Below are 22,785 nucleotides of genomic sequence, written 5' to 3'. Positions count from 1 at the left end.
GTCCGAGGTCCGTCACCCCAAGGCCTACCTCGTCCGCACGGTGACCAACCTCTCGCTCAACCGCCTCACTTCCGCCCGCGCCACGCGCGAGGAGTACGTCGGCCCCCGGCTCCCCGAGACCCCGACAAGCTGTCCGGCCTGCGTACATAGCAGGACTGGCGCTGACCGCCTGCTCCTTCACCGCCGCGAAGGCCACCCCGAAGGTCGCCCCGAAGGCCGCGGGCTCGAAGGCGGCCGCCGCGGCGCCGTCGGCCGCCGCTGCGGCCGGCGGGCCCAACAAGGGCCTGCTGACCGGCAGGCAGCTCAAGGCGCTGCTCGCGCCCGCGTCCTTCTTCGCCCCCGGTTTCACCGCCGACCCGGAGCTCGCGCGCGACACCGGCGACACCTACCAGCTGCCGGCCACCGCCGACGTGCCCACCCCCGACTTCACCAAGCTCGGCGGGACCTCGTGGACGGAGATCACCGGGATCACCGGCGTCTCCTTCGCGCAGGACGCGTACGTGAACAAGGACTCCTCCGAGGAGTTCGCCCAGGAGATCGACGTCTACCGGGACACGACCGCCACGACCGTGCTCGATGCGCTGGGCAAGATCTCCATGGCCTGCCCGAGCTACACCGACGGCGCCACCCACGCCAAGGTGACGATCGCCGAGAAGCCCCTGGCGGGCGTGGGCGACGGCGCCTGGGTCATCACCGAGACGAGCTCCGCCTGGCAGGGCGGCACCACGCTGGTGGCCGCGCGGGTCGGCACCTCGGTGGTGACCGTGCTCGTCAGCAGCGGCACCGACAACGGCGCCGCGGGCGGGACCAAGCTGGCGAAGCAGCTGGTGTCGTCCCTCAAGGGCAGGGCCTGACGGCAGCCGCCCTTCCGGGTGGCGGCGCTCCCTCGCGACGGGGGCGCAGCCACCCGGTGTGCTTACGGCCGCCTTAAGGCTGTTCAGGCGAATTCCGGCAATTCGTACCTGTGTCCCGAATCTCCACTTGCGGCTCGACATCATGTCGATCACGGCGAAGGCGGCGACCGGAGCGGCCTTCAGTGGCAGACAGGTACTCATGCAGTGAACGAGATCGAACGGCACCCGCTGACGTCGTATCAACGGGACGTCTGGGCCGCCGCCTCCCAGGCTCCCCGGTCACCACAGTTCAACGGTGTCCTCCACGAGAGGCTGCGGGGCCGCGTCGACCGTGACGCGCTCACCCGGTGCGTCGAGAACGCGTTAAGGCGCCACGGGACCTTCCGGCTGCGCTTCGGCGAGGACGGGGGGAGGCCCTTCCAGTGGGCGGCGGGCGAGGACATCCGCCTCACCACGGTGGACCTCACCCGGGAGCCCGAACCGGACGCGGCGTGCGCCGAGTGGGCGCGGCGCTCGATGGACACGGCACTGCCCCTCACGGAAGGCGGCGCCCTGGTCGAGGCCACGCTGCTCCTGGGGGGCCCGGACCTCACGCACCTGCACGTCAAGGTGCACCACATCCTCGCCGACGGCTGGACCGTCCACCGGCTCAGCCACGAGATCTTCGAGGAGTACGAGCGGGACAACGCGACCCCCGGTGAGGCCGCCCGCCCCGACGGGACCTCCTCCTACCTCGCGTTCGTCGAGGAGGAGGCCGCCTACCGCGCCGGTCCCCAGGCCGACCGGGACCGCGCCTTCCACCGGGCGGCCCTGACCGGTGTGACGCCCGCGCTCTTCACGCGCACCGCCGACGAGCACGCGCGCGGGCGCCATTCGTTCGTCGTCGAGGGGAGCCTCGTCGACCGGGTCCGCGCCGCGGGCTTCTCTCCGTTCGCCTACGTCACCGCCGTGTTCGGGACCTGGCTGACCCGCGTGCACCGCAGCGGGGAAGCGGTCCTGGGCATCCCCTTCCTGAACCGGCCTGAGGCCCACCACAAGGACGTCCTCGGCCAGTTCGCCAACACCCTGCCGCTGCGGTTCCCGGCGCCCGGCGGACGGACGGTACGGGAACTGGTCGGCGAGACCCAGGCCGCGACCCGCGCGCTGCGGCGCCACGAACGGCTCTCCCTGGGCGACGTCCTGCGCGAACTGCCCGCCTCGGCCGACGGCCCGCGCCGGCTCTTCGACGTGACCCTCTCCTACCTGCACTGGCCGCCGCCGGGGCCGGTCACCGGCGTCGAACGGCAGACGGCCATGATGGCCCCCTCGCACGACCAGGACGCCCTGGGCGTCATCGTGTCGGCCTTCGACGGCACCGCCGACATGCGCGTCGACCTGGACTACGCCCTGGACGTCTTCGACGAGGACCTGCCCATCGCGTCGGTCGCGGGCCACCTGCGGACCATGCTCGAACACGGCGTGACCATGCTGGACGCGCCCGCGTCGGCCGTCCCGATGCTGACGCCCGCCGAACACGCGGACCTCACGGAGGTACGCAGCCACGGTCCGCGGGTGCCGTACGCCGACGGGGCCACGCTGCACGGGCTGTTCGAGGCACAGGCCGCCCGCCGTCCCCGGCAGACCGCCGTCATCGGGGCGGCGGGCGAGACGCTGACCTACGCCGAACTCGACGAGCGGGCCAACCGGATCGCCCGGTCCCTGCGCGAGGAGGGCATCGGCGCGGACGACCGCGTCGCGGTGATGCTGGAGCGCGGTCCGCAGCTGATGGCGGCGCTCCTCGGCGTCCTGAAGTCCGGTGGCGCCTACGTGCCGGTGGATCCCGGCTACCCCGCCGAGCGCGTGCGGTTCCTGCTGGAGGACAGCCGTGCCAAGGTGGTGATCGTGGACGGCTCCGGCCCCGCCGCGGACCTGCCCGACGGGGCGAAGGCGCGGCGGGTCGAGGAGCTGTCGCAGGGCGGTGGCGCCCCGCTCGCGCCGGTCTCCGGCGCCCGCGATCTGGCGTACGTCATCTACACCTCCGGGTCGACCGGCCGCCCCAAGGGCGTGATGGTGGAGCACCACAGCGTCGTCAACCGCCTCGCCTGGATGCAGCGCAGCTACCCGCTCGGCGACGGCGACGTCCTGCTGCAGAAGACGCCCGTCTCCTTCGACGTATCGGTGTGGGAGCTGTTCTGGTGGGCCGTCGAGGGCGCCGCCGTGGCCCTGCTGCCGCCCGGTGGCCAGCAGGATCCGCAGGAGATCCTGCGGGCCGTGCGCGAGCGGGGGGTCAGCGCCCTGCACTTCGTGCCCTCGATGCTCGGCCCCTTCCTCGACCTGCTGGAGGGCCTGCCCCTGCCCGAGGCCCGCGCGGGCCTGGACTCCCTGCGGTACGTCTTCTGCAGCGGCGAGGCCCTGCCGCCGGCGGCCGTCGAGCGGTTCAACCGCGTCTTCGCGGCCTCCGGGGCGGAGCGTTCCGTACGGCTCGTCAACCTGTACGGGCCGACCGAGGCCACGGTCGACGTCTCGTACCACGACTGCCCCGCGGACCCCGACGGGAAGGTGACCCGGGTCCCGATCGGACGGCCGATCGACAACACCCGGCTGTACGTGCTGGACCCCGCCGGCCTGCCCCAGCCGGCCGGCGTCGCCGGAGAGCTCTGCATAGGCGGCGTGGGCGTCGCCCGGGGCTACCTGGACCGGCCCGAACCGACCGCCGAGAAGTTCACCGACGACCCCTTCACGCCCGGCGGACGCCTCTACCGCACCGGCGACCTCGCACGCTGGCTGGCGGACGGGACCCTGGAGTACCTGGGGCGGATCGACGGCCAGGTCAAGATCCGGGGCAACCGCGTGGAGCCGGGCGAGGTCGCCGACGCCCTGCGCTCGCTCCCCGGCGTCCGCGACGCCGTCGTCGTGGACCGCAGCACCGCCGAGCGCGGCACCCACCTCGTCGGCTACTACGCCGCCGACGCCGACCTGGACGACGCACGGCTGCGCGAGGGGCTCGCGCGGACCCTGCCGGCGTTCATGGTCCCGGCCCACTTCCTGCGGATCGACGCCGTTCCCCTGACCCCCAACGGGAAGGCCGACCGCGGCGCGCTGCCCGAGCCCCGCAACGCCGCGGACCCGGACGGCGGCCACCCGCCGCGCAGCCGCGCCGAGGCAGTCCTCGCCGAGATCTGGGCCGAGGTGCTGGGCTGGGAGCACGTCGGCGTCCACGACGACTACTTCGCACTCGGCGGGGACTCCATCCTCATGCTCAGCGTGCGTGCCAGGGCCCAGGCCCGGGGCCTGCGCTTCTCCCTCACCGACCTCATCCGGAACCCGACGGTGGCGGGGCTGGCCGTACGGGCCGAAGAGGTGACCGCCCCGGAGGGCGGCGGCGCCCCCGCACCGTTCGCCCTCGTCTCCCGTGTGGACCGGGCCCGGCTGGAAGGCACCGAGGACGCCTGGCCGCTCACCCGGCTCCAGCTCGGCTTGCTCTACCACAGCCGCAGGCGCGAGACCTCCGCCACGTACAAGGACGTCTTCCGCTACACCCTCGAACTTCCCTGGGACGAAGGAACGTTCCGGCAGGCCTTCGGCGGGCTGGTGGCACGCCACCCGGTGCTGCGCTCCGCCTTCGACCTCGGCGGCTTCTCCGAGCCCTTGCAGATCGTCCGCCCGCAGGCCCCCGGCGGCCTCGACGTCGTCGACCTGCGCCCGCTCGACGGCGAGGCGGCCGAAGCCGAGGTCCGCGCCCACATCGAGGCCCGGCGCCTGCACCCCTACGACTTCGACCGGGCGCCGCTGTACCTCTTCCGCGCGCACGTCCGGCCCGAAGCCGTCGACCTGGTCCTCAGCTTCCACCACGCGCTGCTCGACGGCGGCAGCGTGGCCACCCTCCTCCAGGAACTGCTCCAGGACTACGCGCACGGCCTGGGCCTGGCCATCGGCCCCGTGGACGACACCCCAGCGCCCTCTGCGGCGGCCTACGCGCGGGAGGAGCTCGCGGCCCTGGGGGCCGAGGAGTCACGGCGGTACTGGAGGCAGAAGCTGGCCGGCGCCGAACCCCTGCAGATCGAGGCGTTCCGTACGCACCTGCCCGCCGCCGACGGGGGGCCGTCGGCGCACCGCGCCGACCTCGATCCGGAACTCCTCGTACAGGTACGCGAGTTCGCCGCCGCGCAGCACCTTCCGGTCAAGTCCGTGTTCTTCGCGGCGCACTGCCTGACCCTGGCCATGTTCGCCGGCACCGGCGATGTGACCACCGGACTGATCACCCACGGACGGCCCGAGCTCGCCGGCGCCGAACGCACGGCCGGGCTCTTCCTGAACACGGTACCCCTGCGCCTGGACGTCGCCCGGGACCGGTGGCTGGACGTGGCGCGCGAGGCCTTCCGGCAGGAACAGGACGGCCACCCCCACCGCCGCTACCCGCTGAGCGCCATCCGGGAGGACCACGGCGGCCCCGTCCTGGACACCGCCTTCAACTACGTGCACTTCCACCAGCTGTCCCGGGTCCTCGGCCTGCCGGAGGTGCGCCTGCGCGACGTAAGCACCTGGGAGGAGACCGACTTCGGCCTCCTGGTGAACGTGGTGACCGAGCCCGACGGCGGACGGGTGTGGATGCGCATCGATCACGACGGCACCGGATTCTGCGCCGACCAGGCCGCCCTCTTCGCCGACGGGTACCGCGGGATCCTGCGGAGCATGGTGCAGGACCCCCACGCCGAACCCGACTTCGCGTTCCTCGGGGACCGCCCGGCCCCGGCCCCTGCCGTGCACCACCCCACCGTCGTCGAACGCTTCGCACGGCAGGCCGCCCGCACCCCGGAGGCGACCGCCCTGGTGATGGGGGAGGAGCGCTGGGACTACGCACGGCTGGACGCGACGGCCGGCCAGGTGGCCCGCAGGCTCCGCGGACTCGGCGCCCCCCTCGGGGCCCGGATCGGGATCGCCATGGACCGCTTGCCGCAGACCGTCGCCGTGCTCCTCGGCGTACTGCGGGCAGGCTGCGCCGTGGTGCCGCTGGACGTCGGCTACCCCGCGAAGCGGCTGGCCGAGATGCAGGAACAGGCCAAGCCCTTCAGGGTCATCGCCCACACAGCCCACGCCGGCCTCGTCCGTGACCCGGCGCTGCTGCTGCCCGCCGAGTCGGTGACCGAGCCGTCCGCCGGGCCCGTGGCGGAGCCCCCAGCGACGATCCCCGCCGACGCCACCGCCTACGTCCTGTTCACCTCCGGCTCCACGGGCTGGCCCAAGGGCGTGGCCATGCCGCACCGTTCCCTGGCGGGCCTGGTCGCCTGGCAGACCCGGGCGCCGAGCGGCGCCGCGGGCGGTGCCACCCTCCAGTACGCGCCGATGAGCTTCGATGTCTCCTTCCAGGAGGTCTTCTCCACGCTCTGCTCCGGCGGCACGCTGCACCTGATCGCCGACGCCCGGCGGCGCGACATGCCGGAGCTGCTGCGGCTGATCGACCGCGCGGGCATCGAGCGCGTCTTCCTGCCCTACGTGGCGCTCCAGCAGCTGGCGGAGACCGCGCAGACGCTGGGCATCACCCCTCGCGCCCTGCGCGTACTGGTGTCCTCGGGCGAGCAGCTGCGCGTCACCCGGGAGATCCGCGCCCTGTGCGCCGCCCTGCCCGGAGCCGTGCTGGAGAACCAGTACGGGCCGACGGAGACCCACGTGGCCACCGCCTTCACCATGACCGGGGACCCCGCCGCCTTCCCCGCGCTGCCCCCGATCGGACGCCCCGTCGACGGCGCCGAGGCCCATGTGCTGGACGCCCGGATGCGCCCGGTGCCCGCCGGGGTGCGCGGCACCGTCCACCTCGGCGGCACCTGCCTGGCCGACGGCTACGAGGGCCGCCCGGACCTGACCAAGGAGCGCTTCGTCCGGCATCCCTTCGCGGGCGAGGACCGCATGCTGTACGACACCGGGGACCTCGGGATGGTGCTGCCCGACGGCACGCTCGTGTACACCGGCCGGGCCGACGCCCAGGTCAAGGTGCGCGGCCACCGCGTCGAACCCGCCGAGGTGGAACTGGCCGTCACCGCCCTCACCGGGCCGTACCCGTGCCTGCGCGACGCCGCCGTGGTGGCCCGGCAGGAGAACGGCGAATGCCTCCTCACGGCCTTCCTCGTGGGCGAGGGCACCGGCGAGGACCTCACGGCCATCCGCGAGCGCTTGCGCACCGAGCTGCCCGAACACCTCGTCCCCTCCCACCTGCAGTGGGTGACGCACCTGCCGCTGACCCCCAGCGGGAAGCGGGACGACGCCGCCCTGCGCCGGATGCCGCTCGCCACCGCCGTCGAAGCCGGGACCACCGGGCCCCGCGACGCCCACGAACGCGCACTGTGCGAGATACTGGCCGAGCTGCTGGACCTGCCCGCCGTCGGCATCCACGACAGCCTCTTCGACCTGGGCGGCACCTCGCTCACCGCCATGCGGCTGACGGTCCGGATCGAACAGCGCTACGGCGTCGGCATCCCGCTGTCACAGTTCATCGCCGCTCCCACCGCGGCCGGGCTCGCGGCACGGCTGCGCGAGGGCGGCGCCGCCCCCGCCTTCGACCCCCTGGTCCCCATCCGCCCGCAGGGCACCCGCCCGCCGCTGTTCATGGTCCACCCCATGGGCGGCAACGTGCTCTGTTACGTACCCTTCGCCCGGCACCTTCCCGAGGACCAGCCGCTCTACGCGCTCCAGGCGTGCGGCTCGGACCCGGGCACCACACCGCTCGGCACCGTCGAGGAGCTCGCGGACAGCTACATCGCCGCACTGCGTACCGTGCAGCCGCACGGCCCGTACAGCGTCGGCGGATGGTCCTACGGCGGCTTCGTCGCCTTCGAGATCGCCCGCCGCCTGCGGGACGCGGGCGAGGAGGTGGCCCACCTCGTGCTCCTGGACACCACCGCGCTGAGCCGGAGCGAGCGCCACCGGCACGACGACGACGCACTGCTGGGGTGGTTCTTCTGGGAACTGCTCTGGCTGGGGCGCGGCGGGGACTCGCCGATGGAGGTCATCCCCGACGGACTGGAAGGCCTGGACGAGAAGTTCGAGTTCATCGCCCGCCTCGCGGCCGACGAGGGCGTCCTGCCGGCCGGCAGCTCGGGAGCCGTCATCCGCCGGCTCTTCGGCGTCTACCGGGCGAACTGGCAGGCGGCGCTGGAGTACCGCCCCGAGGGCGGCTACCGGGGGCTCACCCTGATCCGCGCGATGGAGCCGCTGCCGGAGGTCCTCGCCGCGATGCACGGCGCGGCCGGAAGCCGCCACGAGGACGAATCCAACGGCTGGCGGGACATCACCGGCGGCCCGCTCCGGGTCATCGCCGTGCCCGGCGACCACCTCACGATCATGGAGGAACCGTACGTGGAACACATGGCCAGGACCGTCGCGGACCTGATCAGGTCCGACACCGCCGACACCGCCGACACCGCCCGCTCCGACGAGGGGAACTGACGACATGACGACGGACCGCCCCCTGAAGGCCATCGTCATCGGAGCCGGAATCGGCGGGCTGACCTGCGCGGTCGCCCTGCGCCGGGTCGGGATCGACGTGGAGGTGTACGAACGGGCCACCGAACTGCGCGCCGCCGGTTCCGGCCTGTCGGTCATGAGCAACGCCATCAGCGCCCTCGCCACACTGGGCATCGACCTGGGCCTGGAGGACCGCGGCCGGGTCGTCGAGTCCTTCACCGTCACGGACCACGGCGGACGTCTCATCAGGGACCTGCCCTTCAAGGAGATCTGCGAGAAGGTCGGCGCGCCCAGCGTCTGCCTGAGCCGCTCGGACCTCCAGAAGGCCCTGCTGGAGGCGGCCGGGGACTGCCCCGTCCACCTGGGCGCCACCGCGACCGGCTTCGAGACCGACGACCGGGGCGTCGTCGTCCGCTTCGGCGACGGGAGTTCGGCGCGCGGCGACCTCCTCGTCGGTGCCGACGGGTTCCACTCGGCCGTGCGCGGCCGGCTCGTGGGACCGGAGCCCTCCCAGGACAGCGGCTACGTCTGCTGGCTCGGCATCGTCCCCTTCCGCCACCCCGCGCTCGCCCCGGGCGCAGTGCGCCACTACTGGGGCAGCGGACAGCGCTTCGGTCTCATCGACATCGGCCACGGGCGCTACTACTGGTGGGGCACCCGGAACATGCCCGAAGACCGCTCGCGCGCCTGGGACGGCACCAAGGAGGACGTCGTCCGGGCCTTCGAGGGGTGGGCCGAGGAGGTGCGGTCGGTGATCGGGGCCACGCCGCCCGGGGACATCCTCGCCACGCCCTCCCACGACCGTCCGTTCCTGGAACGGTGGGGAGAGGGCCCCGTCACCCTCCTCGGTGACGCGGCGCACCCCATGCTGACCACCCTCGGCCAGGGCTCCGCCATGGCGATCGAGGACGCCGTGGTCCTGGCCCACACCCTGGCCGGTCCGCAGGCCCGCGAGGACCTGCCGCTCGCCCTGCGGACGTACGAGGACATCCGCCGTGAGCGGACCAGGGCCATGGTCGCCGCCTCCCGGGCGATGAGCGATCTCGAACAGGCCGACACCCCCGAACACCGCCGGGTCCGCGACGACTACTTCCAGCTGACGCCGCACGAGGAACTCGCCCGCCGGAACGAGGAGGCGCTGACCTTCCCCGCCGTCGCGGTGCCCGGATTCCTCGTGCCGGGCAACCCCGGCGGCCACGGGCTCCCGTAGGACCCGCCCCCGCCGCCCCCGCCGCCCCCGCCGCCCCGGCCGGACCGGGGCGGCGGGGGTTCAGCCCGCGCGCAGGGTCAGTACCCGCGTCTCGATCGCGGTGATCAGCGCCTCGACCCTGACCTCGAAGATCTGTTCCTCCGTCACCCCGGCGAGCTCGGCGCTCAGCCCGGTGATGTGCGGGAAGCCCTGGGGGTCGACCAGCCGGTACTCCCGGCTCCAGGAGGACTCGTCGGCCGCGCGGACGTCCGGGTCGAAGAGCATGTAGGCGGCGCGCTGGCCGACGTAGGCCAGGAGGGAGTCGCCGACCATCCGGTAGTGCACGGCGGCCTCGGCGCCTTCGAGCCCGGCCTCCGTGACGGCGCCGAGGATCAGCTCCACCACCCGGAACTCGTTGGGCCTGCGGGTGGTCCGGCTGGCCATGGTCGAGCCGACGACCGGGTACTTGAGGGCCACCTCCAGGGAGCCCGCGGCCAGGGCCCGCAGCCGGTCCTTCCAGTCGAGGCCCCCCGGGATGCTGTCGAGGACCTCGCCCAGGGTGCGGTCCGCCACCGACAGCAGCAGGTCGTCCTTGTCGCGGAAGTGCCGGTAGACCGCCGTCGGGTCGGCGCCGAGCTCCTCGCCGAGGCGGCGCACGGTGAAGGCGTCCGCGCTGCCCCGCGCCGCGATGCGCAGGCTCGCTTCGATGATGGCGTCGGGCGTGAGCTGGCTTCCGGCGCGCTTGGACCGGGTGGGTGTCTCGGATGACTTCGGCATGGTGCGGCCAGTGTAACGATGCGGAGCAGAGGCGGCGCAACACCGTTGACAACAATGTTGCGCTCCCGTTCACTCCTCCTCAACGAACACGCCGTGCGGGCCCCGCCCGCCGAGCCGGAGGAAGCGTCGATGGACCGGAACAGGCAGTACGGCAGGCAGCGGGCGGACACCGTCTTCGTGGGAGGACAGGTGTTCACCGGGACCCACGGGACACCGGTCGACGCGGCCGTGGCCGTCGGCGCGGGCCGGATCCTCGCCGTCGCCGACGAGAGCGCGGTGCGCTCGCTCGCCGACGCGGGCACCGAGGTGGTGGACCTCGCGGGCGGGCTGCTCGTCCCCGGCTTCCAGGACGCCCACGTCCACCCGGTCGTGGCCGGCGTCCAGATGCTCGGCTGCGACCTCAGCGGGGAGCACTCGGTCGACGGCTACCTGGCCGTGGTCGCCGCGTACGCCGCCGCGCACCCCGAAGCGCCGTGGATCCGCGGCGGCGGCTGGTCGATGGACGTCTTCCCCGGCGGCACCCCCACCCGCGCCATGCTCGACGCCGTGGTGCCCGACCGGCCCGTCCTGCTCGGCAACCGCGACGGACACGGCGCCTGGGTCAACACCCCCGCCCTGCGCCTCGCGGGAGTCGACGCGGGCACTCCCGACCCCGTGGACGGCCGGATCGAGCGGGAACCGGACGGGTTCCCGGCCGGCACCCTCCAGGAGGGGGCCGTGGACCTGGTCGCCCGCCACGTGCCGATCGCCACCGCCGACGAGGCACACGCCGGCCTCCTCGCCGCCCAGGAGCACCTCTTCTCCCTCGGCGTGACCAGCTGGCAGGACGCCATGATCGGCGCCTTCCCCGGCAACCCCGACAACTACGACGTCTACCTGCGCGCCGCCCGCGAGGGATCGCTGCGCGCCCGGGTGGTCGGCGCTCTGTGGTGGGACCGCGAGCGCGGGCTGGAACAGATACCCGAGATCGAAGAGCGCCGCCGCACCGGACGGGTGGGCCGCTTCAACGCCACCAGCGTCAAGATCATGCAGGACGGCATCGCCGAGAACTTCACGGCCGGAATGCTGGAGCCCTACCTCGACGGCTGCGGCTGCGCCACCGGGAACTCCGGCCTCAGCTTCATCGATCCCGAGCTCCTCACCGAAGCCGTACGCCTCCTCGACCGCTCGGGCTTCCAGCTCCACTTCCACGCGCTCGGGGACCGCGCGGTACGGGAGGTCCTCGACGCCCTGGAAGCGGCCCGCGCGGCCAACGGCGCCAACGACAACCGCCACCACCTCGCCCACCTCCAGGTCGTCCACCCCGACGACATCGCCCGCTTCGCCCGGGTGGGGGCGGCCGCCAACATCCAGGCGCTGTGGGCCGCCCACGAACCGCAGATGGACGAGCTGACGATCCCCTTCCTGGGCCCCGAACGCGCCGCCCTCCAGTACCCGTTCGCAGACCTCCGGCGGGCCGGAGCCCGCCTGGTCGCCGGCAGCGACTGGTCGGTGAGCAGCCCCAACCCGCTCTGGGGCATCCACGTCGCCGTCAACCGGACCGTCCCCGACGAGGCCGCCGGAACCCCCGACGCGGCCCACGGCCCCGACGGCCCCCGCGAGCCGGTCGCGCCCTTCTTCCCGGAACAGGCCCTGACCCTCTCCCAGGCCCTGACCGCCTACACCGCCGGCAGCGCCTGGGCGAACCACCTCGACGGGGTCACCGGCACCGTCGAGGAGGGCAAGTACGCCGACCTCGTCGTGCTCGACCGCAACCCCTTCGAGCTGCCCCCCGGCGAGATCGCCGGCACCCGGGTGCGCCGCACCTACCTCGACGGCGAACAGGTCTTCGCCGCGAAGGACTGAGCGCCGGCCCCCACCGGCGACGCACCGCACCCCCGGCCGGTCCGCCCGCGGCCGGACAGCACCCCGCACCTCAGGAAGCCCACCCCTCACGGAGGCAGACGATGCCATCAGCCCGATCGAGAGCGACACGCACGCAGACCACCAGCCGTACCCCCCTCACCTCCCACACCCCCCTCACCCCCCGCTCCTTGCGCGCCGCCCGCCTCCGGCGCGCCGCGGTCGGCGGGCTCGCCGCCACCGCCGTGTTCCTCACCGGCGGGTGCAGCGGCACGGCCCACCCGGCGAAGGACGGGGCCGCCGCCTACACGGTCACCGACCGCACCCCCGCCCCGGCCGGCGACCTGGACTCCTTCACCTGGTCCACCTTCGCCGAGCCCGCCTCCATCGACTACGCCCAGTCCTTCGACTACCCGCCCAACCAGATCCTCGCTAACGTCTGCGAGAGCCTGCTGCGCTGGAACCCCGACCTCACGACCTCCCCCAACCTCGCGGCCTCGTTCAGCAACCCCACCCCCACCACCTGGGTCTACCGGATCCGGCCCGGGGTGCGGTTCCACGACGGGACCCCGCTCACCGCCGACGACGTGGTCGCCTCGCTGCGCCGCAACCTCGACCCGGCCGTGGCCAGCGTCTGGGCGTACCCCTTCAAGAACGTCAAGTCGGTCGAGCGCAGCGGGGACATGGAGGTCACCGTCACGCTGACCCAGCCCGACTCCACCTTCAACAAGTACCTCGCCGCCGCCCCCGGCACCGTGGAGTCCGCCGCCACCCTCGCCAAGGCGGGCAAGGACTACGGGAACCCGCAGACCGGCGTCAACTGCACCGGCCCCTTCTCCTTCGGCTCCTGGACCTCCGGCCAGTCCCTCACCCTCAAGCGCAACGACGCCTACTGGAACCCCGAACTCAAGGCCAGGTCCGGCGAGGTGAAGTTCGTCTTCCTCGCCGACGCCACCACCCGGGTCAACGCCTTCCAGTCCGGCGAGGTCGACGGCGGCTGGATGGTCCCGCCCAACGCGTACGCCCAACTGCGCTCCACCCAGGCCGGAAGCCTCTACTTCGGCCGCAACACCACGGTCGCCGACGAGGTCGTCGGCAACCTCAAGGGCCCCCTCGGCGACGCCCGCGTACGCCGGGCCCTGCTCATGGCCATCGACCGCAAGGGCATCGTCAAGGCCGGAGCGGGCGGCGCCGGAGAGGTCGCCGACTCCCTCGTCACCGACAACCTGTGGAGCGACGCGCCCGCCGCCACCCGCGAGGCCCTCCTGAAGGACCTGCCGAAGTACCCCTACGACCCGGCCGCGGCCAAGGCGCTCGCCGCCGAGGCCGGAGTGGCGGGACAGAAGGTCGTGATCGCGACCAGCCCCCTGGACTCGCAGACCACGATCATCACCCAGGCCGTCGCCCAGGCCGCCACGGCCATCGGACTCAAGCCGCAGATCGACAGCGTCTCCGCCGAGAAGTACACCGCCCTGTTCACCGACCCCGCCGCCCGCGAGGGCGTCGACCTCTTCCTCACCTTCTGGTACACCTCCATCACCGATCCGCTGGACATGTACGCCTCCCTGCGCACCGGCGCGTTCAGCAACTACGGCGGCTGGTCCGACCCCGCCTACGACGCGGCCGTCGACCGCGCCGTCGACACCTACGACCCGGCCGGCCACGCGGCGGCCAACGCCGAGGCCCAGCGCATCGCCCTGCGCGAACTGCCCTGGCTGCCCCTGTACACCCAGCCCGTGAGCGTCTTCCTGGGCAAGCGGATCACCGGCGTCCAGCCCTCCATCGCCTACCTCTACTACCCGTGGGCCGCCGAGATCGGAGCCAGGGGATGACCGAAGCACCCGCGGGCACGGCGCCGCCCGCCCCGGCCGGCCCCGTACCGGCCGGCCCCGCCCAGGCCGCCCCCGCCCAGGCCCCGGCGGTCCTCGCCCGGGCCGGGCGGGTCCTGCGCCGGCTCGCCGCAATGGCCGCGACCCTCCTGGTCACCTCCTTCCTGGTGTTCTCCTCCCTCTACCTCGCACCCGGCGACCCGGTCTCCTTCCTGGTGCGCGGGCGCAGCCCCGGCCCCGAACAACTCGCCGAACTACGCCACCAGTACGGATTCGACCAGCCCTTCCTGCTGCGCTACTGGCACTGGCTCGAAGGCGTCGTCCAGGGGGACTTCGGCCGCTCCCACCTCTTCCACCAGGACGTCTCCGCGGTCATCTGGTCCCGGCTGCCCTCCTCCCTGCTCCTCGTCACCACCGCGGCCCTGATCATCGCCGTCGTGGGCGTCGGCGCCGGGATCGTCGGAGCGCTGCGCCGCGGCACCCGTACCGACCGGACCCTGATGCTGCTGGTCACGATCGGCGCGGCCGCACCCGCCTTCGTCGTCGCCCTGCTCCTGCGCTCCCTCCTCGGAGTCCGCCTGGGCTGGTTCCCGACCATCGGCAACGGCAGCGGGGTGCTCGACCGGCTGCACCACGTCGTCCTGCCGGCGATCGCCCTGGCCGTGACCTTCACGGCGCTGGTGACGCGGGTGACCCGCTCTGCGATGCTCGACGAACTGCGCCGCGAACACGTCGAGGTCGCGCTCAGCCGGGGCACCCCCCGGCGGACCGTGATCCGGCGCCACGTCCTGCGCAACGCGCTGGGCCCCATCGTCACCGTCTCCGCGCTCCTCGTCTCGGGGATGCTCGTCAGCACCGCCATCGTCGAGACCGCCTTCGGCATGTCGGGCGTGGGCTCCCTGCTCGTCCAGAGCGTCGACCAGCTCGACTTCCAGGTCGTCCAGGCGATCGTGCTGCTGGTCGTGGCCGCGTTCGTCGTGGTCAACGCCCTCGTGGACCTCCTGCAACCGCTGATCGACCCGCGCACCGCGGCCGGAGGGAGCGCCCGATGACCCCCGACACCCGGGCCGCCGCCGCCCGCCTCGGACGCCCCGCCCGCCTCACCCGGCTACGGGCCCTCGGCGGCAGCCCGCTCCAGCGGACCTGCCTGCTCCTCCTGGCCCTGTTCGTCCTGGCCGCCGCCGCGGCCCCCTGGATCGCACCGCAGGACCCCACCTTCGGCAGCCTCGGGGACACCCTCCTCGGGCCCGGCGCCGGGCACTGGCTCGGCACCGACCAGGGCGGCCACGACACCCTGTCGGCGCTCCTCGTCGGCACCCGGACCAGTCTGGTCGGGCCGCTCGCCGTCGTGGTGTTCTCCACCGTCACCGGCATCGCCGTGGGCCTGTTCACCGCGTGGCGCGGCGGCCGGACCGACGCCCTCGCCGGACGCGTGCTCGACGTGCTGTTCGCCTTCCCCGCCCTGCTGCTCGCGATCCTCGCGGTCGCCCTCTTCGGCAAGGGCATGACCGCCCCCGTACTCGCCATGGCCATCGCCTACATGCCGTACACCGCACGCCTCGTGCGCGGCCTCGCCCTCCAGGAGAAGGCCCGCCCCTACATCGCCGCCTACACCGTCCAGGGCCACTCCGCCCTGTTCGTGACGGTCCGCCGGATGCTCCCCAACATCGCCCCGACACTGCTCGCCCAGGCGACGGTCAACTTCGGCTACGCCCTGCTCGACCTCGCCGCCCTCTCCTTCCTCGGCCTCGGCGTCCAGCCGCCGACACCCGACTGGGGCGCCATGATCAACCAAGGACAGGCCGCCGTCCTCCAGGGACAGCCGCTGTCCGCGATCGTCCCGGCCGTGGCGGTCGTCGTCGTGGTCGTCGCCTTCACCGTCGTCGGGGAGAGCCTCTCCGACACGATCGCGGGAAGGGACCCCCGATGACCCTGCTCCGGTACGAAGACCTCAGCATCACCCTGCCCGGCACGGCCCGCCCCGTCCTCGACGGCATCGGCCTCACCGTCGGGGCCGGGGAGGCCGTCGCCCTCGTCGGCGAATCCGGCTCCGGCAAGTCCGTCACCGCCCGCGCCGCCCTCGGCCTCTTCCCCGAGGGCGCCCGGACCACCGGCCGGGTCCGCGTGGACGGCACCGACCTCGTCGGGGCCGACGCCGCGAGCCTGCGCCGGGTGCGCACCGCCACCGCGGCGATGATCTACCAGGACCCCCGCGCCGCGATCAACCCCGTCCGCCGCGTCGGGGACTTCCTCACCGAGTCCCTGCGCCTGGTCCACGGCTGGACCCGGGACCGGGCCCGCGGCCGGGCCGCCGAACTGCTCGACGCGGTCGGACTCCCGGACCCCGTCCGCCACCTGGACCAGTACCCGCACGAACTCTCCGGCGGCATGCTCCAGCGCGTCGTGATCGCCGCCGCCCTGACCGCCGAACCCCGCCTGCTGCTGTGCGACGAGCCGACCACCGCCCTCGACGTCAGCACCCAGGCGGAGATCCTCGCCGTCCTCGGCCGACTGCGCCGCGAACGCGGCCTGGGCCTGCTCCTGATCACCCACGACATCGAACTCGCCGCCTCCGTCACCGACCGGATCTACGTGATGTACGCGGGCCGCATCGTCGAGACCGCCCCCGTGGGGGACCTCTTCACCACGCCCCGGCACCCGTACACCGCCGGGCTGCTCGGCTCCTCCCCGCCACTGGACGCAAAGGCCCCCGAGCGGCTCGTCCCCATCCCCGGCGCGCCCATGGGCCTGCTCGAATCCGCCCCCGGCTGCGCCTTCGCCCCCCGCTGCCGCTTCGCCGAACCCGGCCGCTGCGACCAGGCGCCGCCCCCGCTGAGCGACCACGGCCCGGCCCGGGTCGCGTGCCACCTGGCCGGCGAACTCACCCTCACGCCGCACCGCGACCGGCCCGGCGACCACCACCCCCACCGGAACCAGGAGGTCAGGTGACCACCGACCAGCCCCCGCTCCTGCGGGTCGAAGGCCTGCGCAAGACCTACCGGACCGGCGCCGCCGAGGTCGTCGCCGTCGACGGCCTGTCCTTCACGCTGCGCCCCGGCGGCGCCCTCGGCATCGTCGGCGAGTCCGGCTCGGGGAAGACCACCACCGCCCGGATGCTGATCGGCCTCGAACGCCCCGACTCCGGCGAGATCCACGTACAGGGCCGCCCGCTGGCCGCGTCCGTACGCGGAAGGGCGGCCCGGCTGGCGCGCGCCAAGGCCGTCCAGATCGTCTTCCAGGACCCCTACCTCTCGCTCGACGCCCGGATCACCGTCGCAGCCACCCTCGACGGGGTGCTCCGGCTGCACGGAACCCGCGACCCGGCGGAGCGCGCCGCCCGCGTCCGGACGCTGCTGGCCCGGGTCGGACTCGGCGACCGGGAGGCGGCCGCCCTGCCCCGCCACCTCTCCGGCGGCCAGCGCCAGCGCGCCGCGATCGCCCGCGCCCTCGCCGTCGAACCGGCCGTGCTCGTCCTCGACGAGGCCGTGTCCGCCCTCGACGTGTCGGTGCAGGCCCAGGTCCTCAACCTGCTCGCCGACATCCGCCGCGACACCGGCATCGGGCTGGTCTTCGTCAGCCACGACCTGGCCGTGGTCCGCTACGTCTGCGACGAGGCCCTCGTCATGTACCGGGGCCGGACCATGGAACACCGGCCCGTCGCCGAACTGCTCACCGCCCCGGACCATCCGTACACCCGGCTGCTCCTGGCCTCCGTCCCCCGGCCGGGCTGGGACCCCGACTCCATCAGCCGCCGGCGCCGCGCCCTCGACCCCCTGGGAGCCCCCGCCGGCCCGTGAACCCGGCCGCACGCGAAGCCGTCCGGGCCGCCCCCGGCGACCGCCGAAAATGCGGTGCGCCGCGCGGGCGGCCCGGTCTACGGTGACACGATGAGCACCCGCACCTTCCGCGTCACCGTCCGCGGCTTCTTCGACGGCCTCACCGCCGAACAGCACGCCGAGCTGACGGCCGCGGCCCCCGAACACGACGTACTGCGCGCCTCGTTCACCACCGAGGGCAACCTCTCCTACGAGCTGGCCGCCCGCAACTCCTTCACCTTCCGCTTCCTCGACTCGGGGGAGGCGGAGGAGGACATCCTCGAAGCCACCGCCCGCGCCGAGCTGGCCGCCGAGAGCTGGATGACGGAACGCGGCTACGGATTCAAGCGGCTGCGCTCCAGCGCCGAGGACCTCTCGCTCGCCAAGCAGAGCAAGCGCCAACGCCAGGCGGCGGCCCGCACCACTGCCTGAGCACCCGCTCCCGTCGCCCGCATGCACCGGCGGACCGGGGTCACCCGTCCGGCAGCGGGCGGGCCGCCAGCGGGTGTGCGGGGACCTGGTGGCCGCCCGAGGGGAGCATGCGCACCTCGCCCCGGTCACTGATCTCCGCGCGGACGATGCCGCTGGCGTCGGCGTACACCGGGTGGCCGCCCGGCCCCGAGGTGTCGGTGCGGTCCACGACCACGACGTCCTCGCCCGTCCCGTCGTCGGAGGGGAAGACCAGCTCGTACCGCCTGCCGCTCATGTACACACTCCCGTCGGTACCCGACCCCCTCCACCCTCCCATCCTGGGCCGACCCGGCCCGGCCCGCCCGGCGAGCGCTTCCCTGATGAGATAGTGGCGCTCTCCAAGGAAAGGCACACAGGGATGCGGCTGGCGGAGCTGAGCGAGCGCAGCGGTGTCTCCACCGCGACCATCAAGTACTACCTGCGCGAAGGCCTCTTGCCGCCCGGACGCCGGATCGGCGCGACGACGGCCGACTACGACGACACGCATCTGCGCCGGCTGCGCCTGGTGCGCACGCTGATCCAGGTGGGCGGGGTGCCCGTGGCGAAGGCCCGCGAGGTGCTCCGGCACGTCGACGACGAGTCGCTGGGCCGGACGATCCGCGCGGGAGCCGCCCTGTGGGCGCTGCCGCGCCTGCCGGAGCCGGAGGCGGAGGACGACGCCGTGGTGACGGCCCGCGCCGAAGTGGACCGGCTGCTGGAGGAGCTGGGCTGGTCGACCGCCCGGGAACTGGCCCCCCTTTCCCCGGACCACCGCTCCCTGGTGGTGGCGGTGGCCTCGCTCATCCGCCTCGGCTACCGCTGGGACGCGCGGCTGCTGGCGCCCTACGCCCGGCTGATGCACCAGGTCGCCGTCCACGACCTCGACAACATGGAGGAATACCCCTCGGAGGCGGAGCGGGTGGAGGCGGCGGTCGCCTCCGCCGTCCTCTTCGAGCCGGTGCTCAAGGCCATGCACCGGCTGGCGCAGGAGGAGGAGTCGGCCCGTCGCTACGGGCTCTCCTGACCCCGGACGGTCCGCGTTCCCCCCGGCGGGGCGTACCCCCGGGCGGCGGTCACCTCCCGGGCCAGCGCGGTGAAGGCCCGGGAGGCGGCGCTCCGGTACGCGCCCTCGCGCCGCAGCAGGCACACCGTGCGCGGCGGCAGGGGCGGGTGCAGCCGGACGGGTGACAGCTGCGGATGGTCGTCCGTGACGGCGTCGGGCAGGACGGTGGCCAGCCCGGTCCGCTGCACGAGCTCGGTCAGCGCCTGGACGGATCCGGCCTCCACCACGACGCGCGGCCTGACCCCGTGCGCGGCGAGGTAGGCGTCGATGTGCTCCCGGGTCGCGAAGTCCCCGCTCAGCAGCGCCATCCGGCGGTCCGCCAGGGCCGATACCGGCAGCGGATCCGGCTCCGGCGCCGCGGGGGCCGTACCGGGACCGCCGACCACCAGGCCCAGGGTCTCGGTGAACAGCCCGGTCGCGGCGATCCCCGGCGGGTGGACGCCCAGGAAGGCGATGCCGAGGTCGGTCCCGTCGGCCAGCAGCGCGGCCTCGATGCGGTCCTGGGGCAGCTCCCGCACCTCCACCGTGATGCCCGGATGCGCCGTGTGGAAGGCGGCGAGCAGCGGGCCGAGGAGGTAGGCCGTGAAGGTGGGGGTCAGGGCCAGCCGCAGGTGGCCGCGGCTGAGGTCGGCGAGGTCGTGGACGGCCCGCTCGGCCGCCGCGAGGTCCCGCAGCGCCCGGCGGGCGTGCTCCGCGTAGACCGCTCCGGCGTCCGTGAGCCGCACCGCGCGCCCGCTCCGGTCCAGGAGCTGTACGCCCACCGTCCGCTCCAGCTGTTTGACCTGCTGGGACAGGGTGGGCTGGGAGATCCGCAGCTCCTCGGCGGCGCGCGTGAAGCTGCCGTGTCCGGCGACCGCGAGCAGATAGCGCAGGTGACGCAGTTCCAAGGCCATGCAGGGACTATAGATGACATCGATGGGGGGTATCGAATACCGCTCTTGGACACTATGACCGCAGGTCATGCATGGTGGAACACGTCAGCCCCACGGGGTGGATCCCAGAACGGGAGTGACCATGCACGACCTCACCGAGGGCGTCGAGCGGTTCCGCCACGACGTCTTCCCCGCCAAGGCCGAGCTCTTCGCCGAGCTCGCCGCGAACCACCGCCCGCGGACCCTGTTCATCAGCTGCTCCGACGCCCGCGTGGTTCCCGAACTGATCACCCAGAGCGAGCCGGGCGAGCTGTTCGTCATCCGGACCGCGGGCAACCTCGTCCCCGCCCACACCCCGGGACCGGACGGGGTGGCGGCCGGCGTCGAGTACGCCGTCGCCGTCCTCGGCGTCACCGACATCGTGGTCTGCGGCCACTCCGCCTGCGGCGCGATGACCGCGCTCGCCGAGGGCCACGACCTCGGCCCCGTCCCGGCGGTGGCCGACTGGCTCCGCCACGCGGACGCCGCCCTCGCCCGCACCGCCCCGGCCGACGGCGGCCGGTACCCCCTGGACGCGCTGGTACGGGAGAACGTACGGGCCCAGCTGGCGAACCTCGCCACCCACCCCTCGGTGGCCCGCGCCCTCGCCGCCCGGTCGCTGGTCCTGCGCGGCTGGGTCTACGACATCCCCTCCGGCGCCGTCGAGGAGATCGAGCGCACCGGCGGCCCCGTCGCCCTCGCGGCCTGATCCGCCGCTCCCCGCCCCGAACCCCTTCCCCCTTCTCCCCTTCCGAAAGGACACCCTTCCCATGGTGCACGCCCAGTTCGCCCCCGCCGTCCGTGAGCGGATCGCCGACGCCGCCGTCGAGGCCAAGGTCCGCAAGAACCTGACCTGGCGCCAGATCGCCGACGTCACCGGCCTGTCCGTGGCCTTCGTCACCGCCGCGGTCCTCGGCCAGCACCCGCTGCCCGAGCCCGCCGCCAAGGCCGTCGCCGAGCTCCTCGAACTCGACGAGGACGCCGCGATGTGGCTGCAGACCATCCCCACTCGCGGCTCGATCCCCGGCTCGGTCCCCACCGACCCGACGATCTACCGCTTCCACGAAATGCTCCAGGTCTACGGCACCACCCTCAAGGCCCTGGTCCACGAGGAGTTCGGCGACGGCATCATCAGCGCCATCAACTTCCGCCTCGACGTGCGGAAGGTCGCCGACCCCGACGGCGGCGAGCGCGCCGTCATCACCCTCGACGGCAAGTACCTCCCGACCAGGCCCTTCTGACCCCGGCCACCGGCCCGTCCGCCGGCCGGCTCAGCGGCGCGGGTCCAGGCAGGCCAGCGCCGCCGCCGTGAGCGCGCCCACCCCCGCCGGGAGGGCGGTGCGCACGTCGGGCGCGAAGTCCGGCGCGTGATTGGCCGGGAGCGCGGCCAGCTTGGCGGCGGCGCCCTCCCCGGGCGCCGCCGCCCACGCGGCGGGGCCGACCACCCCCAGCATCCAGTAGGCGAGCCGCACCCCCTCCGCCCCGTGCACGGCCCGTCCCGCGTCGCCGAACAGCCCGAAGTCCTCCGTGGCGAGCGACGGCGGCCACATCGCCACCCGCTCCGCCCCGAAGTGCGCCGCGTGCGCCTCCCGCACCACGCCCGTCGTCACCGGATCGGGGTGGGTGACGGGAGACTCGCACTCGCGGACGATCTCCGGTTCACGGGGGCACCCGGACGCCGCGCACTCCGCGCGGACGATCCGCTCGACACCGGCCGCGGCCCGCGCGAGCGCCGCCCCGCCCGCGGCCCGTACGGTGATCCCCAGTTCGGCCCGCTCCGGCACCACGTTGGCGCGCTCGCCCGCCCGGAACGAGCCCACGGAGACGGCCACCTGTTCCGAGGGCGCGGCCTCCCGCGCCACCACCGTCTGCAGCCGGGTCACCACGTGGGCCGCCGTCACCACCGGGTCCACCGTCAGGTGGGGGGCGCCCGCGTGCCCGCCCCGGCCGTGCACCACGACCCTGAAGGTGACGCTGCCCGCCGTCATCGGCCCGTACCCGTGCGCCACCATCCCGGCCGGGAGCGGTGCGCCGTGCTGCGCCAGGACCGTGTCCGGCCGCCCGACCCGTTCGTACAGCCCGTCGGCGAGCATCGCACGGGCCCCTTCGAGGGTCTCCTCCGCGGGCTGTCCCACCACCACCAGCGTCCCCCGCCAGGCCTCCGGGGCGGCGCCCGCCAGCACGGAGGCGGCCCCGGCGGCCGCGGCCAGGTGCAGGTCGTGCCCGCAGGCGTGCGACACCGGCCCCTCGCTCGCGTACGCCAGCCCGGTGGTCTCCCGGACCGGCAGCGCGTCCAGTTCGGCGCGCAGTACCACGGTCGGGCCCTCGCCCCGGCGCAGCACCCCGGCCACCCCGTGCCCGCCGATCCCGCGCGTGGTCGCGTACCCGGCGGACTCCAGCCAGTCGGCGAAGCGGCCCGCCGTGCGCCGTTCCCCGCCGGACGGCTCCGGGTGCCGGTGCAGATCCAGGTAGAGGGTGGTCAGCGGCCGCAGCAGCGGGGGCAGCGCCGCGAGCACGGCGGAGGTGGGTCCGGGGGAGGGGCCGGGGGAGGGGGCGGGGACGGAGGCGGAGGCCGGGACGGTCGCGGTCATGAAGCCCATGGTCGGCCACCGGATCCG

General features: G+C 74.0%; 17 protein-coding genes. 13 read left to right on the top strand and 4 right to left on the bottom strand.

Annotated elements, in window-relative coordinates; all coding sequences use genetic code 11:
• Window positions 1–410 precede the first annotated feature (410 nt).
• The 3 genes from SLAV_RS42180 to SLAV_RS03830 all read left to right on the top strand — a co-directional run bounded on the left by SLAV_RS42180 (window position 411) and on the right by SLAV_RS03830 (window position 9,501).
• Complete coding sequence (locus SLAV_RS42180) at window positions 411–854, top strand: hypothetical protein (protein ID WP_234333530.1); 444 nt, start codon at window positions 411–413, stop codon at window positions 852–854.
• A gap of 213 nt (window positions 855–1,067) precedes the next feature.
• Window positions 1,068–8,273 (top strand): non-ribosomal peptide synthetase, encoded by a 7,206-nt coding sequence (locus SLAV_RS03835; RefSeq protein WP_037686994.1) that lies wholly within the window; start codon window positions 1,068–1,070, stop codon window positions 8,271–8,273.
• Between the two features lie 4 nt (window positions 8,274–8,277).
• Entirely contained in the window at window positions 8,278–9,501 is a 1,224-nt protein-coding gene (locus SLAV_RS03830; protein WP_030228933.1) for an FAD-dependent monooxygenase, read from the top strand.
• Between the two features lie 60 nt (window positions 9,502–9,561).
• Here the strand turns inward: SLAV_RS03830 and SLAV_RS03825 are convergent, their stop codons facing one another.
• Window positions 9,562–10,257 carry a TetR/AcrR family transcriptional regulator gene (locus tag SLAV_RS03825; RefSeq protein ID WP_030228935.1) on the bottom strand — a complete coding sequence of 232 codons (696 nt, stop codon included), beginning with the start codon at window positions 10,255–10,257 and terminating at the stop codon, window positions 9,562–9,564.
• 129 nt (window positions 10,258–10,386) lie between these two features.
• Between SLAV_RS03825 and SLAV_RS03820 the strand changes: the two genes are divergently transcribed.
• From SLAV_RS03820 to SLAV_RS03790, 7 genes are all read left to right on the top strand, one after another.
• Window positions 10,387–12,102: an amidohydrolase gene (locus SLAV_RS03820; protein WP_030228937.1), complete on the top strand. Its 1,716-nt coding sequence runs from the start codon at window positions 10,387–10,389 to the stop codon at window positions 12,100–12,102.
• A gap of 188 nt (window positions 12,103–12,290) precedes the next feature.
• The gene (locus tag SLAV_RS03815; protein WP_037686957.1) at window positions 12,291–13,931 is read left to right on the top strand and encodes an ABC transporter substrate-binding protein; all 1,641 of its coding nucleotides are present in this window, start codon (window positions 12,291–12,293) and stop codon (window positions 13,929–13,931) included.
• A complete protein-coding gene (locus SLAV_RS03810) occupies window positions 13,928–14,980 on the top strand; it encodes an ABC transporter permease (protein WP_167456782.1) in 1,053 nt (350 codons plus the stop codon). The genes SLAV_RS03815 and SLAV_RS03810 overlap by 4 nt, the downstream gene beginning before the upstream one ends.
• Window positions 14,977–15,858, top strand: a complete 882-nt coding sequence (locus SLAV_RS03805) for an ABC transporter permease (protein ID WP_030228950.1) — start codon at window positions 14,977–14,979, stop codon at window positions 15,856–15,858. The genes SLAV_RS03810 and SLAV_RS03805 overlap by 4 nt, the downstream gene beginning before the upstream one ends.
• A complete protein-coding gene (locus tag SLAV_RS03800) occupies window positions 15,855–16,877 on the top strand; it encodes an ABC transporter ATP-binding protein (RefSeq protein ID WP_051840683.1) in 1,023 nt (340 codons plus the stop codon). Before SLAV_RS03805 ends, SLAV_RS03800 begins: the two co-directional genes overlap by 4 nt.
• Window positions 16,874–17,725, top strand: a complete 852-nt coding sequence (locus SLAV_RS03795) for an ATP-binding cassette domain-containing protein (protein WP_037686960.1) — start codon at window positions 16,874–16,876, stop codon at window positions 17,723–17,725. Before SLAV_RS03800 ends, SLAV_RS03795 begins: the two co-directional genes overlap by 4 nt.
• 90 nt (window positions 17,726–17,815) lie before the next feature.
• Window positions 17,816–18,175, top strand: coding sequence for a DUF6204 family protein (locus SLAV_RS03790; RefSeq protein ID WP_030228957.1), 360 nt, complete (start codon window positions 17,816–17,818; stop codon window positions 18,173–18,175).
• Window positions 18,176–18,215: 40 nt separating this feature from the next.
• On the opposite strand, the gene SLAV_RS03785 is transcribed toward SLAV_RS03790, so the two are convergent.
• Complete coding sequence (locus tag SLAV_RS03785; protein ID WP_030228958.1) at window positions 18,216–18,449, bottom strand: DUF6296 family protein; 234 nt, start codon at window positions 18,447–18,449, stop codon at window positions 18,216–18,218.
• Window positions 18,450–18,572: 123 nt separating this feature from the next.
• On the opposite strand from SLAV_RS03785, the gene SLAV_RS03780 reads away from it, so the two are divergent.
• Window positions 18,573–19,217, top strand: coding sequence for a MerR family transcriptional regulator (locus tag SLAV_RS03780; RefSeq protein WP_030228962.1), 645 nt, complete (start codon window positions 18,573–18,575; stop codon window positions 19,215–19,217).
• On the opposite strand, the gene cynR is transcribed toward SLAV_RS03780, so the two are convergent.
• Window positions 19,202–20,149 (bottom strand): transcriptional regulator CynR, encoded by a 948-nt coding sequence (cynR, locus tag SLAV_RS03775; RefSeq protein ID WP_051840685.1) that lies wholly within the window; start codon window positions 20,147–20,149, stop codon window positions 19,202–19,204. The two genes, SLAV_RS03780 and cynR, sit on opposite strands and share 16 nt — an antisense overlap.
• Window positions 20,150–20,270: 121 nt before the next feature.
• Here cynR and SLAV_RS03770 point away from each other — a divergent pair, with 121 nt between their 5' ends.
• The gene (locus tag SLAV_RS03770) at window positions 20,271–20,876 is read left to right on the top strand and encodes a carbonic anhydrase (RefSeq protein ID WP_030228965.1); all 606 of its coding nucleotides are present in this window, start codon (window positions 20,271–20,273) and stop codon (window positions 20,874–20,876) included.
• A 61-nt stretch (window positions 20,877–20,937) separates the two neighbouring features.
• Entirely contained in the window at window positions 20,938–21,408 is a 471-nt protein-coding gene (gene cynS, locus SLAV_RS03765; protein WP_030228968.1) for a cyanase, read from the top strand.
• A 30-nt stretch (window positions 21,409–21,438) separates the two neighbouring features.
• On the opposite strand, the gene SLAV_RS03760 is transcribed toward cynS, so the two are convergent.
• Window positions 21,439–22,767, bottom strand: a complete 1,329-nt coding sequence (locus SLAV_RS03760; protein ID WP_078950254.1) for an amidohydrolase — start codon at window positions 22,765–22,767, stop codon at window positions 21,439–21,441.
• Window positions 22,768–22,785 lie beyond the last annotated feature (18 nt).

It is taken from the genome of Streptomyces lavendulae subsp. lavendulae, assembly GCF_002803845.1.
Taxonomy (GTDB): domain Bacteria; phylum Actinomycetota; class Actinomycetes; order Streptomycetales; family Streptomycetaceae; genus Streptomyces; species Streptomyces lavendulae.
The sequence above is the reverse complement of the archived record's forward strand: the minus strand, read 5'-3'. Positions and strand labels throughout refer to the sequence as shown.